Below are 18,002 nucleotides of genomic sequence, written 5' to 3'. Positions count from 1 at the left end.
CCATGCCCGAGGGGCCGCTGCACGGCTCGGCGGCCCGGTGAGCGCCCTGCGGGCCGCGCCGGCCGCCGTCCTGGCCTCAGGGACGGACGTCGCCGCCGCCGTCCTGTCGGGGGACCTGGCCGCGTACCGGCTGCCGGCGGAGGCGGCCGGGGAGGCCGCGCGGGCGCTCGGCGCGGTCGTCGTGACGGCCATGGGCAACCACGACGAGCGCGCGGCCTTCCGCGCGGGCTGCACCACCCGCCGATCCCCAGCGTGCTGCCCCTCATGGACGGCATCGGCCTGCGCGAGCCGGAACGGCTGGCCCGCGCCCTGGCGGGGACGGACGTGCGGCTCGTGCCGCTGTCGGCCGCGCCGCCGGTCTACGAGCTGGACACCGAGGTCCTGCTCAGTCATATCGGGTGACGAACGAGATCATGTCGCCGCGGCAGCGCCGCTCGACGTGACACAGGGGCTGCCCGTCGTGCGTGAGCAGCCCCTCCCGCACCAGCACCGCCTCGCCCGCCTCCATCTCCAGCATGCTCTGGTCGTGCAGGTCGGCGGGCTCGGCCGAGATGGCGTGCCAGGCGTAGCGGTAGGCGTGCCCGCCGGCCTCCAGCGAGGCGAGCACGCCCGCCCTGGCGTCGAGGCGCAGCCCGGCCAGCTCGGGGGCCAGGCGGTAGCGGCTGAGCACGCAGGGCCGCTCGGCGTTGCGGAGCAGGGTGGTGATCTCGTGCACGACACCGCCGGGCAGCCGCAGGTGGCCGGCGGCCACCGGATGCGCCGTCTCCGCGCGCTCCACGACCCGCTCGCCGCCGCCGAACACGCCCGCCATGCCCGCGATGTCCGAAGGGCGGTACCGGCGCGTCTCGGGGTCGACGGAGACCTCGATCCGGCGCGGCGCCCGCCTGACGAAGCTCCCGAGCCCCTGCCGGGTCTCGACCAGGCCGGCCTTGCGCAGCTCCACCATCGCCTGACGGGCGGTCAGCCGGTGGACCCCGTAGCGCTCGGCCAGCGCGTCCTCGGTCGGCAGGCGCTCGCCCGGCGCCAGCTCGCCCGACTCGATGGACCTGCCGAGGACTTGGGCGATCTCCCGGTAGCGGGCTTGTCGTGGCACGTGAACACCTTAAAGGTGCCGCAGGGTTCATCCTCCGGCCACATGCGGGCCGCCTTTCCGCAGACCGCCCACTCATATATGACCCATGGCCCTCCCGAACCTCCGGGACGCCGCCACCGCGACCTCCCTGCGTCCCGGCGTGCTCTACCGCTCGACGCAGCCGCACACCCTCGCCCCCGAGGACGCCCGGCTGGTCGCCGGCCTCCGGCTCATCGCCGACCTGCGCGGCGGCGACGGCGTGTACTACGCGGTGGACCTCGGCATGGTGACGCAGGTGCTGCCCGACGAGCGCGAGGCCGGGCGCTTCCTGGGCGCGGTCGTGGCGGCCGCCGCGGCGCCGTTGGCCGGCCTGTTGCGGGACGTGCGTCAGCCGGGAGCACCTTCTTCACAACCGGAGGTATCAACGGCACCCATCTGACACTCTGACTGTGACCGAACTGCCACAACGAGTGATGTTCTAGGACGCACAGTGGACACGACCAGAGTGTCGAGCACAGCCTTCGACGGCACTCCGCACGCCCCGGCGCACGCGCGCCGCTTCATCCGCCAGGTGCTCGGCGAGTGGCGCCTCAGCCACCTGACGGAGGACGCGGTGCTGCTGACCAGCGAGCTCGTCACCAACGCCGTGCTGCACGCGGGCACCGGCATCGAACTGACCTGCCGCCTCGACGTCGCGGCGAGCCCGGCCAGGCTGGAGATCGAGGTCGACGACCACCGGCCCGGCAGGACGGTCCCGACCCCCGAGGCCATGTCCACCGACCCCGCGCGCACGTCCGGGCGCGGGCTGGCGCTGGCCGCCATGCTGGCCGACGCGTGGGGCGTCACCTACACCAGGACCGCCAAACGGGTGTGGGTCCGGATGGAGCTGACCGACGGGCCCGACCACCAGGAGGTCATGGTCGGCACGCCGGGCCTGGCGCCCGCCACCGTGGCCGCGCCCATCGAGGGGCTGCACGTCGGGGTGCTGCTCGCCGACGGCGACGGGACCGTGCAGTCGTGGAACTCCGAGGCCGAGCACCTGCTGGGCTGGACGTCCGAGCAGGCCGTCGGCAGGCCGCTGGCCGACCTGGTGGCCTGGCGCGGCCACGGCCCGTACGCCATGTCCCTGACCGGCACCCTGTCCCTGGGCCGCTGGCGGGGCGAGGCGCGCATGCGCCACCGCGACGGCCGGCTGATCCCCGTCTACGTCTCCCACGTGCGCAGCCGCGGCGGGCCGGAGGACCGGCGGTCGATCTGGATGATGGTGGCCGGCGACCACCGCTACGTGCTGACGCCGCCGGCCGCGCCGCTGCGCAGAGAGGCCGGGCGGCGGATCAAGGACCTGCTCGACCGGGACATGCCGTTCGCGGAGCTGCTGGACACCATCGCGCGGATCGTCCAGACCAGCAGCGGCGGTGACGCGGCGTACGTGCTGCTGGCCGCCGAGGGCGGCGACCGGTTCGGCGTGGCGGCGGGCGCGGGCGCGACGGCGGGGCTGGTCGGCGTGCTGGCCGCAGGCGTGTTCGGCCCCGACGGCAGGACGCCGTCGATGATCGACGACCTGCTGGCCGGCGACGTCGAGCTGGCCCAGCAGCTGCGGGCCAGGTCGCTGGCGTGCGCGCCGATGAGCGTGGGCGGCGAGGTGACCGGCTACATCGTGGTGACCGCGGCCCAGCCGGGCCGCTTCGACCAGGAGCTCACGGTCAGCCTGCAGCACATCGCCGACCAGGTGGCCGTGCCGGTGCAGCGCGAGCGGCTGGCCGAGCGCGAGCGCGCCCACCGGGGCCGGCTGTCGTTCCTGGCCGAGGCGGGCGAGCTGCTGGCCGGGGTGCACGACGAGGAGCTGATCGCCGCGCTGACCGCGCAGCTCGTCGTGCCCAAGATCGCGACGTGGGCGGCGGTCTACCTGACCGACCTGGCGGGCATGACCAGGCTCGCGCACGTCTGGCACAGCGAGGAGCGCTACAACGCCACCCTGCGCAGGTCGCTGCCGGCGATCCCGCGCACCGCGCTCAACGAGGTGAGCTGGCCGGTCGGCCCCGAGACGGTGTTGTCGTTCCCGCTGCTCACGCAGGGCAGGTCGCACGGCGCGCTGGTGATCGGCCGCGCCGAGCCGACCCTGCCGCTGGAGCTGGCCGACCTGCTGGCCGACCTGTGCCGGCTGGTCGCGCTCAACCTGCACACCGCCATGCTGTACGCCCGCCAGGCGACCACCTCCCGGGTGTTGCAGCGCAGCCTGCTGCCCATGCGCGTGGCCCCCATGCCTGGTCTGGAGTCGGCGGTCGTCTACGAGCCGGCCGAGGAGGGCGCCGACGTGGGCGGCGACTTCTACGACCTGTTCACCGTCTCCGACCACTGGTGCTTCGCCCTCGGCGACGTGTGCGGCAGCGGCCCCGAGGCGGCCGCGGTGACCGGCCTGGCCCGGCACGCCGTCCGGTTGCTGGCCAAGGAGCACTACACGGTGGCCGACATCCTCGACCGGCTCAACCAGGCCCTGCTGGAGGAGGGCGACGACGGCCGTTTCCTGAGCCTGCTGTGCGGGGAGCTGATCCCGCTGCCCCAGGGCGGCGCGCTGTGCACGATCGCGTCCGCCGGGCACCCGCCGCCGCTGCTGCTGCGCGCCGACGGCGCGGTCGACACGGTGGCCGCGCCGCAACTGCTGCTCGGCGTCGAGGCCGGCGCCAGGTTCTACGTCGAGACGTTCGAGCTGGCGCCGGAGGAGGTGCTGCTGTGCGTCACCGACGGCGTGACCGAGCGGCGCGACGGCGACCGGCTGCTCGACGACGACGACGGCCTGTCGGCGCTGCTGTCCACCTGCCGCGGACTGAGCGCCCACGCGGTGGCCGAACGCGTGCGGCACGCGGTCGAGACGTTCGCCCAGGAGCCGTCACACGACGACGTGGCGCTGCTGGTCATCAAGGCCGCGACGGAGCTGCGCGGGGTCAGGCCGTGAAGCGGTAGGTGGTCGAGGAGGTGTGGCGCTCGCCGGGCCGCAGCACGGTGGAGGGGAAGTGCGGCTGGTTCGGCGAGTCGGGGAAGTGCTGGGTCTCCAGGCACAACCCGGCGAAGGGCCCGTACGGCGTGGCCACCCCGTCGAGCATGCCGCCCGTGTAGAACTGCACGCCCGGCTCGGTGGTGGTCACCCGCATGGTCAGGCCGCCCGCGCTGACCTCGATGTCGCCGTCGAGCACGTAGCAGTGGTCGTAGGCGCCGCCCATCCGCTCGCCCACCGCGTGCGGCTCGGTGAAGTCGAAGGGGGTGCCCTTGACCGGCGCGAGCTCCCCGGTGGGGATCTTGCCGTCGTCCACCGGGAGGTAGTGGGCGGCGTCCAGCCTGACCAGGTGGCCGAGCACGTCGCCGCCGCCGGTCAGGTTGAAGTAGGAGTGGTTGGTGAGGTTGAGCACGGTCGGCGCGTCGGTCTCGGCGGTGTAGTCGAGGCGGAGGGCGTCGTCCTCCAGGGTGTAGGTGACCGCGGCGGTGAGCGTGCCGGGGTAGCCCTGGTCGCCGTCGGGGCTGGTCAGTTCGAGGGTGACGGAGGCGGGGGTGCGAGCGGTGATCGTCCAGACCTTGCCGTCGAAGCCCTCGGTGCCGCCGTGCAGGCTGTTGGGGCCGTTGTTGACCGGCAGGCGGTGCTCGCGGCCGTCGAGGGTGAAGCGGCCGCCGGCGATGCGGTTGCCGTAGCGGCCGACCACGGCGCCGAAGTAGCGGCTGCGGGTGCGGTAGTCCTCCAGCGTGTCCAGGCCGAGCACGACGTCGAGGCCGGAGACCGCCAGCGAGCGCAGGACGGCGCCGTAGGTCAGCACCTCGGCGCGCAGCCGTCCGGACGACAGCTCCACGCGCTCGACGGTCTCCCCCGACGGCAGCGTTCCGAAGATCATGAGTTGGCCCTTCCCGTGGACTCGCGGACGATGAGGTCGGTGTCCAGGTTGATCACCGCGCCCTCGCCCTCTGACTGCAGCAGCAGATCGACCGCCATCCGGCCGGCCACCGCGGCGGGCATCGCCACCGTGGTGAGCTTGGGCCGGCCGAGCCGCCCCGGCAGGATGTCGTCGAACCCGATCACGCTGATCCGGCCCGGCACCTCGACGTCCATCGCGGTGAGCCCTTCGATGAGGCCCAGCGCGACGAGGTCGTTGTAGGCCAGCACGCCGGTCGCCCCGCAGGCGGCCACCTCCGGCGCCACCGCCAGGCCGCCGGACTCGGTGGGCTGGTTGGGGCCGAAGAACAGCAGGTCGAGGCCCGGCATCTCGGCCGCGGCGGCCTGCATCTCGTTGCTGGTCCACGAGCCGGGCGGGCCGGACAGCAGGGCGATCCTGCGGTGGCCGAGCCCGGCCAGGTGCTCCAGCGCGAGCCTGGCGCCCTTGCCGACGTCCATCAGCACCGCGGGCATGCCCTTGATCCGCCGGTTGACCAGCACGAACGGCACGTCCTCCGCCAGGCGTTCGATCATCCGGTTGGACAGCCGGGGGCTGCACAGCAGCACGCCGTCCACCTGCTTGGCGAACGTGCGGATCAGCTCCTCCTCGACCCGCGGATCCTCGTCGGTGTCGGCCACGAAGACGTGGTAGTCGCGCCCCCGCGCCTGCGCCTGCGCGGCCTTGATCAGCGGCGGGAAGAAGGGGTTGGCGATGTCGGCGACGATGAGGCCGAGGTTGAACGTGCGGCCGGTCGTCAGCGCCCTGGCCGCCCTGTTGGGCCGGTAGCCGAGGTCGTCGGCGGCGGCCAGCACCCGGTTCCGCGTGGCAGGATTGACCAGGTGCGGCGCCGAGAACGTGCGCGAGACGGTCGACACGTGCACGCCGCAGGCGCGGGCGACGTCTTTGATCGTCACCGTCATGGCCGTCCTCCTTGCAAACGGTTGCCAGAGCCAAGCCTTGACCTTCGGCGGTCCCGGCGTCAAGGTTTCTGCAACCGTTTGCCTACCAGGAGCCGCCGAGTTCGTTGAGCGTGAACATCCCGCCGGCGCGGTCGTGCACCGGGTCCGACAGGTCGGGTTCGCCCTGTTCGGCGACGAGGGCGGCGGCCTGGGGCTCGGAGTCGTCGCGGGGCTCGTAGCCGAGGCGGCGGGCCTCCTCCAGCGACCACCACCGGCGGGCGTTGCCGGAGACGCCCCAGACGACGTGGTAGCCGGGCGCGACCAGCGCGGCCTCCACCAGACGGGCGAGATCGCCCGGCGAGATCCAGGTGGCCAGGCCGCGGGTGTCGGCCGAGCCCTCGTTGCAGGTGCCGAGCCTGATCACGGTCACGTTCATGCCGAACCGGTCGTGGTACAGGCTGCCCAGGGCCTCCATGACGACCTTGCTGACGCCGTAGAAGGTGTCGGGCCGCGGGAAGGCGTAGTCGGGCAGGTCGGAGCCGTCCCGCGGCCTGGTGTGGAAGCCGGCCGCGTGGTGGCTGCCCATGAGCGCCAGGTGCCGCACGCCCTCGTTCCTGGCGGCCTCCATGAGGACCTGGGTGCCGTTGACGTTGGCGTGCACGATGTCCTCCCACGGGTGCTCGCGGCTCTGGCCGCCCAGGTGGAGGACGGCGTCCACGCCCTTCATGGCCTCGGCCATGGCCGCGCGGTCGGCCAGGTCGGCGCCCGCCCATTCCTCGCCCGGGCCCGGCTCGACGGGCCGGAGGTCGCAGAGCCGCAGCGTACGGCCTGGACGGGCGAGCCGCGGACGGAGCAGCGTGCCGACTTTTCCCGCGGCGCCGGTCATCAGAATGCGCATGCCAACCGTTGTACACAATTCTGATTCAAATTCACATACTTGAATATTGACCGCCTTGCCCCGCGATAGTTACCTTCACAGGAACAAGTTCATACACACGACACGTGTCCACGTATGTGAACGGGAGGCGGTCTGATGTCACGCCGTTTGCTGAGGGCCGCGCTCGCCGCGGCCCTGGCCGCAACGCTGACGGGCTGCGGTTCCGGGGGATCGAGCAGGAACGACACGCTGGAGATCTGGATCAGGCAACCGCCCGACTCCGATTCCGCGAAGACGGCGGTGAAACTCGCCGACGCCTTCACCAAGACCGCCGGGGTCAGGACCAAAGTCGTCGCGCTCTTCGACGACTTCGAGACGAAACTCAACCAGCAGGCCGCCCAGAAGGCGCTTCCCGACATCGTCATCAACGACACCGCCCAACTCGGCAACATGCATGCGCAGGGCTGGCTGCAGGAGGTCGACAAGGGCCGGCTGGCCGGCGGCGACCAGCTCTCGGACCTGGCCTGGAAGGCGGCCACCGGCTCCGACGGCAAGTTCTACGGCGCGCCCTTCTCCGCACAGGCCTTCGCCCTGATCGTGCGCAAGGACTGGCGGGAGAAGGTCGGCATGCGACCGCCGGCGACCTGGGCCGACCTGGCCGCGCTGGCCCGCGCCTTCACCGAGAAGGACCCGGACGGCGACGGGCAGCGGAACACCGCGGGCTTCGTGATCCCGGCCGGCACCAAACGCGGCTACGCCTCCTGGTACGCCTCCTCCCTCGTCTACGCCAACGGCGGCGACTTCGTGAAGCCCACCGGACCCGGCAAGTTCGCCGCGATGACGGACGACCCCAGGACCGTCGAGGCCGTCCAGTTCCTCCAGGACCAGTTCTGCAAGAGCAAGACGGTCAATCCGGGCGCGGTGAGCAACGACACCACCGTCACGCACGAGGTGTTCGAGAAGGGGCAGGGCGGCATCTACCTGGTCGGGCCGTACGTGCTGGCCCGGTTCGTCAAGAGCGTCGGGACAGACAGGATCGAGGTGCTGCCGGTGCCCAAGGGCCCGTCCGGCGGCCCCGGCACCCTCGGCGAGGGCGAGAACGTTTACCTCATGGTCGGCTCGGACCTGGCCGACGCCCAGAAGAAGTTCGCCGAGTTCGCGATCTCCCCCGAAGGCCAGCGGATCGGCATGAACAAGGACGCCAACGGCGCCATCGTCCGCCTGCCCGTGAACAAGGGCGTCGACCTGGCCACCGAACGGCAGGACCCGCGCTGGAAGGTGTTCCAGGAGTCCTACGAGCACGCCGTCTACGCGCCGCCGGTGCCCAACTGGGCGCCCATCCGGCAGGACTCGGCCGACGTCATCAACACCGTGTGGGCCGACTGCGGCGCCGACGTCAAGGCCAGGATGGCCGAGCTGACCGCCAGGCTCAACCAGGAACTGCAGAGCCAGAAAGCGTCATGACCGCGACCGCCACGGGGACGCCGGCCACGACGGCCGCCCCGCGCCGCCGCGCCGGGCGGCCGCGGCGGCGCGGGACGCTGGTCGCCTGGCTGTTCCTGGCGCCCGCCCTGCTGCTGTTCCTCTACTTCAAGTTCATCCCGATGGCCCTCGGCCTGTGGAAGAGCTTCAACAAGGTCCAGTACGCCTCCGACGAATGGGTCGGCCTCGGCAACTACCGCACGATCATCGCGGACGACGCGTTCGTCTCGGCCGCCTGGCACAGTCTCGTGCTGGCGCTCGGCACCACGGTCGGCTCGCTCCTGCTCGGGCTCGTGCTCGCGCTGCTCATCGAGGGGCCCGCCCGCTACCTGTGGTTCGTCAGGACCGCGGCCTTCCTCCCGGTCGTCACCACGATGGCGGCGGTCGCCGAGGTGTGGCGGATCATGTTCCATCCGGGCGACACCGGCCTGCTCAACGTCGTCATCGGCTGGGCAGGCGTCGATCCGCAGCCGTGGCTGGGCAGCGAGGACTCCTCGCTCTGGTCGATCATGATGATGAGCGTCTGGCGCGGGACGCCGTACGACATGATGATCTTCCTGGCCGGCCTGGTAGGCGTGGACCGCAGCCTGTACGAGGCCGCCGCCGTCGACGGCGCCGCCACCCGGCACCGGCTGCGGCACATCACGTTGCCGGCGTTGCGGCCGGTGTTCTGGATCCTGTTCACGCTGGCCGCCATCCGCGGGCTGCGGGTGTTCGTCGAGGTCTACGTCCTGACCAACGGCGGCCCCAACGGCTCGTCGGAGGTGCTGATGACGCTGATCTACAAGCTCGGCTTCCAGAAGAACGAGCTGGGGGTGGCCGCCGCGGGCGGGATCGTGCTCTTCCTGGCCACGCTGGCGCTCACCCTCGTCGTGCAGACGCTGCGCAGGAGGCAGGCGACATGAGGTTCGACAGCGCCCTGGGCCTGGAGGCGCGCAAGGGGCCGGCGGCCACCGCCGGGAAGGTCGTGCTCTACTCGGCGATGGTCCTGGTGTTCACCGGGCCGCTGGTGGGGCTGCTGGTCAGCGCGTTCAGCAGGACGCTCGACCCGACGTCCTTCTCGTTGTGGCCGGATGACCTCACGCTGGAGAACTTCGTCCAGGCCGGGGAGAAGAACGTCTACCTGTACCTGGTCAACTCCTTCGTCGTCGTGGGGTTCGGGCTGCTGCTGCAACTGCTGGTGAGCGTGTTCGCGGCGTACTCGCTGGCGCGCAAGCGGTTCCGCGGCATGACCGTCGTGATGCTGCTCATGCTGGCCACGATGATGCTGCCCGAGGAGATCATCGCGATCCCGCTGTCGCTCGTCCTCGCCGACCTGCCCGTCCTGCACCTCAACCTGATCGGCACGTACGCCGGGATGATCCTGCCCGTCGGCGCCTGGGGCTTCTCGATCCTGGTCATGACGGAGTTCATGAAGGAGGTGCCGGTCGAGCTGGAGGAGGCGGCCCGCATCGACGGCGCGGGCGAGCTGCGCGTCTTCGCGACGATCATCGTGCCGCTGTGCCGTCCGGCGCTCGGCGTGATCGGCGTCTTCGGCTTCACCATGATCTGGGACCAGTACCTGCTGCCGCTGATCGTCTCGACGGACTCCAGCACCTGGACCCTGCCCATCGCCCTGCGCTCGCTCCGCTCCGACGAGGAGGTCGGCATCGGCGTGCTGCTCGCGGCCTCGCTGCTGGCGCTGCTGCCGTCGATCATCGCGTTCCTGGCGTTCCAGCGGCAGTTCATGCGGGGCCTGACAAGTGGCGCGATCAAGGGTTGATGTCCATGTATCTGGACGGGATCCCATATCCTGACACCCTGAAGCCGCCGCCGAGATGGGACGAGTATGGAGCCACAGCTGGTCAAGTCCGCCGAGCGGACCGTACGCATCCTGGAGACCCTGGCGGAGTCCGCCGCCCCCATGACGCTGTCGGAGCTCCAGCGGCGCACCGGCTTCCCGCGCAGCAGCCTCCATGCCCTCATGCGCACCCTCGTCGAGCTCAACTGGGTCGAGACCGACACGACCAGGTCGGCGTTCGGCATCGGGCCGCACGCCCTGCTGACCGGCACCGCCTACCTCGACAAGGACCCGGCCCTGCGCTTCGCCCAGGAGACCCTGGAGGACCTGCGCGACGAGATCGGCCAGACCGTGCACTTCGCCCGCAGAGACGAGGCCCACGTCCTCTACCTGGCCACCCGCGAGTCGCGCGAGGCCGGTCACGTGATCCCCAGGGTGGGCCGGCGGCTGCCCGCCCACGTCACCGCGCTCGGCCAGGTGCTGCTCGCCCAGCTCACCGACGACGAGGTCGTGGCCCTGCTGCCCGACCCGCTGCGGGCGCTGACCGAGCACACCATCACCGACCTGACCAAGCTGACCGGCGAGCTCGACCAGGTCCGCACCCGCGGCTGGGCCCTCGAACGCGAGCAGGGCACCCCCGGCGTGGCCTGCGTGGCCGTGGCGGTCGACTACCGCATCCCGGCCACCGACGCGATCAGCTGCTCGATGCCGGCCGCGCTGCCGCCCGCCGGGATCGAGCGCGTCACCGAAGCGGTGATCAAGCACACCCGCAAGCTGGCTGCCACTCTGCGCAGGGAGGGCATCCGCTAGACCCCCTCGTTGGAAGGACTGCCGATGCGGCTGGATGGTGTTCTCTTCTTTCCCGTGACCCCCTTCGACGGCGACGGCGCCGTCTCGGAGCCGGTGCTGGCCGAGCACGTCTCCGCCGGGGTCGCGGCCGGGGCGGGAGCAGTGTTCGCCGCCTGCGGCACCGGTGAGTACAACGCCCTCGACCTCGCCGACTACGCCAAGGTCATGACCACGTCGGTGGCGGCTGCGGGCGGGCGCGTGCCCGTGTTCGGCGGCGCGGGCGGCCCGCTGCCCACCGCCAGGGCCACCGCGCGGGCCGCCGCCGACAGCGGCGCCGACGGGTTGCTGCTGCTGCCGCCGTACCTGGTCAGCGCCCCTCCCGCGGGGCTGGTGCGGTACGTGCGGGAGGTCGCGGCGGCCACCGACCTGCCGGTCGTCATCTACCAGCGGGGGAACGCGCGTTTCTCCCCCGCCGCCGTGGCCGAGCTCGCCGCCCTGCCGAACGTGATCGGCTTCAAGGACGGGCTGGGCGACCTCGACCTGCTCCAGCGCATCATCCTGACCGTCCGGGCGGCCGCGCCCGCCGGGGAGTTCACGTTCTTCAACGGGCTGCCCACCGCCGAGTTGACCGTGCCCGCCTACCGGGGGCTCGGGGTGAGCCTGTACTCCAGCGCCGTGTTCGCCTTCGCGCCCGAGATCGCGCTGGCCTTCCACCAGGCGGTGACCGGCGGGGACGACCTGCTCGTGCGGCGGCTGCTCACCGGGTTCTACCTGCCGCTGGTGGAGCTGCGGGACCTGGTGCCGGGGTACGCGGTCTCGCTGGTCAAGGCAGGCGTGCGGATGCGGGGGCTGGACGTCGGCGGCGTCCGCGCGCCCCTGACGGACCCGGCCCCCGACCACCTGGCCACCCTGCGCCACCTCACCGCAAGGGGCCTCGAACTGGCCACGCCCTGACCCACTGTTGGCTTCGAGAAGCGCCTGGTGGGCCCGCTCTCCCGGACCGTGGGCGGCCTGTCACGCCGTCCGCGGGCGGCCGTCCACCCGGCGCGGGATCCCGAGGGGGTTGGCGTCCTTGAGCTCGTCCGGGAGCAGCGCCTCCGGCCAGTCCTGGTACGCGACCGGCGTCACCCACCGCCCGATCGCCGTCGCCCCCACCGACGTGTACGCCGACGTCGACGCGGGCCACGGCCCACCGTGGTGCATCGCCCAGCAGACCGCCACCCCGGTCGGCCATCCGTTCCAGATCAGCCGCCCGGCCTTCCGGCCGAGCACCTCGACGATCGCCTCGGCCTCGTCCGGATCACCGCCGTGAACGGTCGCCGTGAGCGACCCCTCCAGGCGCTCCAGCACCCTCCTCAGTTCCGACACTTCCCGATAAGTCACCACAACAGCCGCCGGTCCGAAGCACTCCTCCGCGATCCCCGGCAGCCGCTCGCCGAACGACTCCAGATCGGTCGTGAACACCTTGGGCGCCACCGCCCAGGCCCCCTCCCCCGGCTTCCCCTCCGCCAGCAGGGTCAGCTCGCCGAGCCGGCCGAGCCCGCCCAGATACCCGTCCCTGATCCGCTCGGCCAGCATGGGGCCGCCGCTCGTGCCCTCCACCGCCGCGACCAGCGCCTTGCGCAACTCGTCGTCCTCGGGCACGAACACGAGCCCCGGGTTCGTGCAGAACTGGCCGACCCCCAGCGTCAGCGACGCCGCGAACCCGCTCGCCACCTCCTGCGCCGGCGCCGACGGCAGCACCACCACGGGATTGACGCTGCCCAGCTCGCCGTAGAAGGGGATGGGCGTCTCCCGCTCGTCGATCAGCTTCCGGATCGCCTTGCCGCCCGCCACCGACCCGGTGAACCCGGCCGCGACCACCCGCGGGTGGCGTACCAGGTCGGCGCCCGCCTGCATCCCCTGCACCAGCCCGAGCAGGTCCGGATAGGGCAGGGCGTTCCGTACGATCTTCGCCACCCGCTCGGACGTATGCGGATGCCCCGGATGCGCCTTGACCACCACGGCACACCCCGCGGCCAGCGCCGAGGCGGTGTCCCCACCGGCCACCGAGAACGCGAACGGGAAGTTGCTCGCCGCGAACACCGCGACGACCCCGGGCAGCGGATGGTTCATCCGCCGCACGTCCGGCCGCGGCGGCGTGAGCGCCGGGTCCGCGTGGTCGATGACGGCCTCCAGGTAACCGCCGTCCCTGACGACCTGGGCGAAAAGCCGGAACTGGCCGGCCGTACGTGCCACCTCGCCCCGCAGCCGTGCCTCTCCGAGCGCGGTCTCCCGGTCGGCGAGTTGCCACAGTTCGTCCACGTGCGCGGTGAGCGCGTCGGCGACGGCCTCCAGCGCCGCCGCCCGCTCGTCCGCCGGGGTGGCGCGCCACGCGGCGCCGGCCGCCGTCGCCGCGGAGACGATCAAGTCGACCCCGGCGCTGTCGGCCTCGGGCAGGCCGCTGCCCGCGGTCTCACCGGTCCTGGGGTCGTATCCGTAGATCATCGAGTGGCCCTTCGGAGTCTTGACACTGTCTCGGCCCGATTCTTACAGTTGCGGCAACCTGTCCACAAATCTGGCTATTGTTCACATATATGGACGGCGGTTCTGAAATGATTATCCGGCAGATCCACGTCACCCCCGTCGCCTTCCGGGACCCGCCCCTCCTCAACGCCGCCGGCGTGCACGAGCCGTGGGCCCTGCGGACCATCGTCGAGATCGTCACGGACGAGGGCATCTCCGGACTGGGCGAGACCTACGGCGACCTCGGCCACCTCACCAAGGTCCGCGAGTGCGCGCAGGTCCTGCTCGGGCTCGACATCCACGCGACCAACGAGATGTACGCCCGCATCGTGGCCACCGTCGGCGACGTCGTCACCGACCTGCACGGACTGACCGGCGTCGCCACCAAGGAGAAGAGCGTCGACCGGGTCTTCTCCCCCTTCGAGGTGGCCTGCCTGGACATCCGCGGCAAAGCGGCCGGCGTGCCCGTCGTGGACCTGCTCGGCGGGCGCGTCCGCGACGCCGTCCCCTACAGCGCGTACCTCTTCTACAAGTGGGCGGGCCACCCCGGCGCGGACCCCGACCGCTTCGGCCCGGCCCTCGACGAGGCGGCCCTGGTGGCGCAGGCCAGCCTCCTGATCAAGGAGCACGGCTTCTCCTCGATCAAGCTGAAGGGCGGCGTCCTGCCACCCGACCAGGAGATCGCCGGCATCCGCGCCCTGCACGAGGCGTTCCCCGGCGTCCCCCTCCGCCTGGACCCCAACGCCGCCTGGACCGTCGAGACCTCCATCCGCGTCGGCCGCGAACTCGACGGCGTCCTGCAGTACCTGGAGGACCCCACGCCGGGCATCGCGGGCATGGCCGAGGTGGCCAGGGCCGTCCCGATGCCGCTCGCCACGAACATGTGCGTCGTCACCCCCGAACACCTGCCGCCCGCCATCGCCGCCGGTGCGATCGGCGTGCTCCTGCTGGACCACCACTACTGGGGCGGCCTCGTACGATCCGCGCACATCGCCACCCTCTGCGGCACCTTCGGCCTGGACCTGTCGATGCACTCCAACTCCCACCTCGGCATCAGCCTGGCCGCGATGACCCACCTGGCCGCCGCCACCCCGAACCTGACCTTCGCCTGCGACACCCACACCCCCTGGCAGGACGGCCAGGACGTGGTGCTCCCCGGCAGCCTGCGCTTCGTCGACGGATCCGTGCCGGTGCCCACCGGCCCGGGCCTGGGCGTCGAGCTGGACCGCGACGCGCTGGCGGTCATGCACGAGCAGTACGAGACCTGCGGCCTCCGCGCCCGCGACGACACGGCCTACATGCGCCGCGTCGAACCTTCCTTCTCCGCGAAGATCCCGCGCTGGTGAACGTCGCCTACGTCTACCCCTGGGACGTCGTCGGCGACCCGGCCGCCCCCGCCCGTCTGGCCGAGCTGGGCGTCGACACGATCGCCCTGGCCGCCGGCTACCACTCCACCCGCGCCGCCACGCCTTACCACCCGGCACACCGCGTCCTGGACGTCCCCCATCCCGCCTTCTACCTGCCGATCCGCCCCCATGCCTGGTCCCGTCTGGTCCCCGCCGCCCCCACCTGGACCCCGCCGGACGCCTACCTCCAGGCCCAGACGGCCCTGCGGCAGGCCGGCCTGAAGGTCCATGCCTGGGCCGTCCTCACGCACAACTCCTACCTGGGAACCCGGTTCCCCGAGGTGGTCGTGCGCAACGCCTTCGGCGACCCGTACCCGTACGCGCTCTGCCCCGCCCATGAGGACGTCCTGGCGTACTGCGAGACCCTCGTCACGGAGATCCTCACCCTCGCCGAGCCGGACGGCCTGATCCTGGAGGCGTGCGGGCCGATGGGGTTCGGGCATCAGGGCGTGCACGAGAAGACGTCCGGGGCCGACTGGACCCCCACCGACGCCGCCCTCCTCTCGTTGTGCTTCTGCACCACCTGCGCCCCCCAATACCCTCCGGAAACCGCCGCACAAGTCCGCACCACCATCGACACCGCCAAGCCCCCCTCCGCCACCCTCCCCCTCCCAACCAACCCCCCACCCGCCTCAACCAACCCCGCCATTGCCTCCGAAATCCCGACCACCGCCCCTTCGGCTGCCGACACCTCAACCAGCTCCACCGCGACCTCTCCTCCCCCAACCGACACCACCGCGGCCTCCTTGTCCCCAACCGACACCACCGCGGCCACACGCACGAAAGGCGCGCTGCCCACAGCTCCAAGCAGCGCACAGGCCGTCTCCCGAGCCCCCCACCCCCCGAGTCCCCCCTCCCCAGGCCCCGGCACCCCGCTCCTGAGCACCCCGCTCTTAGGCACCCCACCCCCGTGGCCCTCAGCCACGGAGACCCCAACTCCCGGGCTCTCAGCCCCAGAGGCGTCAGCCTCGGAGACGCCAGCCTCCGGTCGGCCAACCTCAGAAACCCCGCCCTCAGAGGCCCCCACTTCAGGGGCCCCCACTTCAGGGGCCCCCACTTCAGGGGCCCAAGCCTCAGAGACCACCACTTCGGGGGCCCAAGCCTCAGAGACCCCACCCTCACGGACCCTCACCTCAGAGGCCCCACCTTCACGGACCCTCACCTCAGAGAACAGAGCCCCAGAAGCACGAGGTTCGGCGCCCCGAGCCTCACGGGACCCCGTGCCAGGCACCCGGGTCGTAGCGACCGAAGGCGCTGCTCCGTCATTTCAGAGCACCACGGTCCGCACCCCCGCCACCTCGGACACCACCGGCCATCCCACCCCCCGCCACCCCATCGACACGATGGACCTCGCCCTCGGCCCCCTCGCCAACGAGGTAAGAGCAACCCGGGTGAGACTGTCAGCCTCCCTCCGCCACCGCCTCATCTCAGCCGCCCGGCGAACAGCGCCGAACATCCCCATCACGCTGCACGCCGACCCGAACCCGTGGGCCACCGGCGCCTTCGCCGCCCTCCCCTCGGGCGACCCGAACCTGAACGTCCTCGTGGGCAACTGCTGGGGCGACACCCGCACCGACGCCGCCCGCCTCACAGCCCTGGCGAACCTGTGCACACCCGGCCAACGAGTAGGCGCCTACGTCCTGACCCTCCCACCCCGCCCCGCCGACGCAGCCGCCCTGGCCGAACAACTGAAGATGTACGCCGATGCCGGCGCCTCAGAATTCCACCTCTACCACGCAGGCCTGGCGTCCCCCCATCGCCTCTCCGCCATCGCAACCGCGCTCCGCCTCTTCAAGTAGCCGCACTCCAACGGCCTGCACCAGCCCCCGAAGCCCCACCACGAACCACTGACCGATCACCGTTCCGAACCAAGCCAACAGCGGGCCCTGAGCTCCCAAGAGACCACCAACGGTGCAGCCCACAGCGAGCCCCACTCCTCACCGCCAACAGGGCAGCCGCCGACAACTCACCGAAACACGGAACCACCTGATCAGTGGCGCCGCCCCGTGGCCCGGCACCTCACCCCCTCAGAGAGACAGACACCAACCCAACGGTGCCTCACTCCTCACCCACCGATGCCTCCGTCACGAAACGAGCCACCATCGCAGAGAACAGCGATGCACCAGACACGCGTCGATCTCCAAGCCCTCGGACTCACACCAGACAGCCCGCACGAGCTCGCTGGCGGCTCGTTGATGGCTCGTTGATGGCTCGTTGATGGCTCGCCCTGCAAGCCGAAGCCCCAAGCGGCGATCGCCCCCCAAGCGTGCTCGGCCACCTGGCGAAGGTCGCAGACCGCCCTGCCACGATCATCGTTTGCCCACCTCGGCGCAGCCACAGGCGGGCAACCACTCACCTATCAGCGTGAGCAAAGGAAGCCGCAAACAGCCGCTCTCCAACAACCGGCCATGACACAGGCAATCCGCCGCACCTCAACGAGCGCAAGATTCACATCACAGCCCAGATGCCCCCCAGCCCCCCATCACCGTCCGGAACCCAAGGTCACCCACCTGACCAACGCCAGCCACCCACCCGACACCCCAACACACCCCGCCGTGTCAGCCGCCGGCGCAGGCCCGAGCCTGCCGCCCACTCCACCCACCATCCGGACCGACGGCGCTCATTCCATCATCGCAAGCCACTTCACGTGCGCTCCCCCGAACGGCCCTCTACGAGCCCCGACCGCGTCCATCAGCCACCGCGCGCTCGCCTCCGCCCCGGCGATCAACTCCGGCGGATACCCCAGCACCACCTGATGCTCGGCGAACTCGTCCTCATCGTCGAGAATGAGCCGCCCATCCCGCTTCCTGATCACGTCGAGATCGAGATCGAACATAGTGACTTCGCCATCTCGCCACTCGGGAACCGTGGTGACATCCACATAGACCTCAGTGCGATGCGGTGCCGCATTGAACGATGCCGTCCACCAGGCATCCCGCGGGAACAGCATGATCGCGTGGTTGTCCCAGGTGATGGCCGGCCCATCCCCCTTGCGGGCAACCGTCCCTCCGGGCACGGCCACCCAAACCCCGTATTGATCGTCTCCGAGCACCGTGCCCGGATGGTTCCAGTGCAACGCCTCGCCGTACTTCCGAAACACTGGGCTTGATCCGGTTTGACGGACATCTGAGATCAGGGGCTCGTCCCCGGAAGGATGTCCATGATGGAGAGCATGGGGAAGAAGAAGCCGCGTCCTCGCCGCTCGTTCACGCCGGAGTTCAAAGCCGAGATCGTCGAGCTGTGCCGGCGCGGTGACCGCTCGGTCGGGCAGGTGG

General features: G+C 71.3%; 17 protein-coding genes. 10 read left to right on the top strand and 7 right to left on the bottom strand.

Annotated elements, in window-relative coordinates:
* The first annotated feature begins 252 nt into the window (after nt 1-252).
* Complete coding sequence (locus AB0J46_RS47675) at nt 253-402, top strand: hypothetical protein (protein WP_364342738.1); 150 nt, start codon at nt 253-255, stop codon at nt 400-402.
* On the opposite strand, the gene AB0J46_RS47670 is transcribed toward AB0J46_RS47675, so the two are convergent.
* Entirely contained in the window at nt 386-1,093 is a 708-nt protein-coding gene (locus tag AB0J46_RS47670; protein WP_364342735.1) for a GntR family transcriptional regulator, read from the bottom strand. The two genes, AB0J46_RS47675 and AB0J46_RS47670, sit on opposite strands and share 17 nt — an antisense overlap.
* A gap of 85 nt (nt 1,094-1,178) precedes the next feature.
* Here AB0J46_RS47670 and AB0J46_RS47665 point away from each other — a divergent pair, with 85 nt between their 5' ends.
* Both AB0J46_RS47665 and AB0J46_RS47660 read left to right on the top strand, forming a co-directional pair.
* Nucleotides 1,179-1,511 carry a hypothetical protein gene (locus AB0J46_RS47665; protein WP_364342732.1) on the top strand — a complete coding sequence of 111 codons (333 nt, stop codon included), beginning with the start codon at nt 1,179-1,181 and terminating at the stop codon, nt 1,509-1,511.
* Nucleotides 1,512-1,562: 51 nt separating this feature from the next.
* The gene (locus AB0J46_RS47660; protein WP_364342729.1) at nt 1,563-4,025 is read left to right on the top strand and encodes a SpoIIE family protein phosphatase; all 2,463 of its coding nucleotides are present in this window, start codon (nt 1,563-1,565) and stop codon (nt 4,023-4,025) included.
* Here AB0J46_RS47660 and AB0J46_RS47655 read toward each other — a convergent pair.
* From AB0J46_RS47655 to AB0J46_RS47645, 3 genes are all read right to left on the bottom strand, one after another.
* Nucleotides 4,015-4,950 carry an aldose epimerase family protein gene (locus AB0J46_RS47655; protein WP_364342726.1) on the bottom strand — a complete coding sequence of 312 codons (936 nt, stop codon included), beginning with the start codon at nt 4,948-4,950 and terminating at the stop codon, nt 4,015-4,017. The genes AB0J46_RS47660 and AB0J46_RS47655 overlap by 11 nt on opposite strands.
* A complete protein-coding gene (locus tag AB0J46_RS47650; RefSeq protein WP_364342723.1) occupies nt 4,947-5,909 on the bottom strand; it encodes a LacI family DNA-binding transcriptional regulator in 963 nt (320 codons plus the stop codon). Before AB0J46_RS47650 ends, AB0J46_RS47655 begins: the two co-directional genes overlap by 4 nt.
* An 82-nt stretch (nt 5,910-5,991) precedes the next feature.
* Nucleotides 5,992-6,786 carry an NAD(P)-dependent oxidoreductase gene (locus tag AB0J46_RS47645; RefSeq protein WP_364342720.1) on the bottom strand — a complete coding sequence of 265 codons (795 nt, stop codon included), beginning with the start codon at nt 6,784-6,786 and terminating at the stop codon, nt 5,992-5,994.
* Between the two features lie 135 nt (nt 6,787-6,921).
* Between AB0J46_RS47645 and AB0J46_RS47640 the strand changes: the two genes are divergently transcribed.
* The 5 genes from AB0J46_RS47640 (at nt 6,922) to AB0J46_RS47620 (ending at nt 11,770) form a co-directional block, all read left to right on the top strand.
* Nucleotides 6,922-8,229 carry a sugar ABC transporter substrate-binding protein gene (locus AB0J46_RS47640; protein WP_364342717.1) on the top strand — a complete coding sequence of 436 codons (1,308 nt, stop codon included), beginning with the start codon at nt 6,922-6,924 and terminating at the stop codon, nt 8,227-8,229.
* A complete protein-coding gene (locus AB0J46_RS47635; protein ID WP_364342714.1) occupies nt 8,226-9,152 on the top strand; it encodes a sugar ABC transporter permease in 927 nt (308 codons plus the stop codon). Before AB0J46_RS47640 ends, AB0J46_RS47635 begins: the two co-directional genes overlap by 4 nt.
* Nucleotides 9,149-10,009: a carbohydrate ABC transporter permease gene (locus tag AB0J46_RS47630; RefSeq protein WP_364342711.1), complete on the top strand. Its 861-nt coding sequence runs from the start codon at nt 9,149-9,151 to the stop codon at nt 10,007-10,009. The genes AB0J46_RS47635 and AB0J46_RS47630 overlap by 4 nt, the downstream gene beginning before the upstream one ends.
* A gap of 66 nt (nt 10,010-10,075) precedes the next feature.
* The gene (locus AB0J46_RS47625; protein ID WP_364342708.1) at nt 10,076-10,837 is read left to right on the top strand and encodes an IclR family transcriptional regulator; all 762 of its coding nucleotides are present in this window, start codon (nt 10,076-10,078) and stop codon (nt 10,835-10,837) included.
* A 24-nt stretch (nt 10,838-10,861) separates the two neighbouring features.
* Complete coding sequence (locus AB0J46_RS47620) at nt 10,862-11,770, top strand: 5-dehydro-4-deoxyglucarate dehydratase (protein WP_364342705.1); 909 nt, start codon at nt 10,862-10,864, stop codon at nt 11,768-11,770.
* A gap of 60 nt (nt 11,771-11,830) precedes the next feature.
* Here AB0J46_RS47620 and AB0J46_RS47615 read toward each other — a convergent pair whose 3' ends face one another.
* Nucleotides 11,831-13,303: an aldehyde dehydrogenase (NADP(+)) gene (locus tag AB0J46_RS47615; RefSeq protein ID WP_364342702.1), complete on the bottom strand. Its 1,473-nt coding sequence runs from the start codon at nt 13,301-13,303 to the stop codon at nt 11,831-11,833.
* Between the two features lie 107 nt (nt 13,304-13,410).
* Here AB0J46_RS47615 and AB0J46_RS47610 point away from each other — a divergent pair, with 107 nt between their 5' ends.
* The gene (locus AB0J46_RS47610; RefSeq protein WP_364342699.1) at nt 13,411-14,667 is read left to right on the top strand and encodes a glucarate dehydratase family protein; all 1,257 of its coding nucleotides are present in this window, start codon (nt 13,411-13,413) and stop codon (nt 14,665-14,667) included.
* 502 nt (nt 14,668-15,169) lie between these two features.
* On the opposite strand, the gene AB0J46_RS47605 is transcribed toward AB0J46_RS47610, so the two are convergent.
* Nucleotides 15,170-15,859, bottom strand: coding sequence for a hypothetical protein (locus tag AB0J46_RS47605; protein ID WP_364342696.1), 690 nt, complete (start codon nt 15,857-15,859; stop codon nt 15,170-15,172).
* 211 nt (nt 15,860-16,070) lie between these two features.
* Here AB0J46_RS47605 and AB0J46_RS47600 point away from each other — a divergent pair, with 211 nt between their 5' ends.
* Nucleotides 16,071-16,526 (top strand): hypothetical protein, encoded by a 456-nt coding sequence (locus tag AB0J46_RS47600; protein ID WP_364342693.1) that lies wholly within the window; start codon nt 16,071-16,073, stop codon nt 16,524-16,526.
* 821 nt (nt 16,527-17,347) lie between these two features.
* Here AB0J46_RS47600 and AB0J46_RS47595 read toward each other — a convergent pair.
* Complete coding sequence (locus AB0J46_RS47595; RefSeq protein ID WP_364342690.1) at nt 17,348-17,827, bottom strand: DUF402 domain-containing protein; 480 nt, start codon at nt 17,825-17,827, stop codon at nt 17,348-17,350.
* Nucleotides 17,828-18,002 lie beyond the last annotated feature (175 nt).

The organism is Nonomuraea sp. NPDC049758 (assembly GCF_040674635.1).
GTDB lineage: Bacteria > Actinomycetota > Actinomycetes > Streptosporangiales > Streptosporangiaceae > Nonomuraea.
The sequence above is the reverse complement of the archived record's forward strand: the minus strand, read 5'-3'. Positions and strand labels throughout refer to the sequence as shown.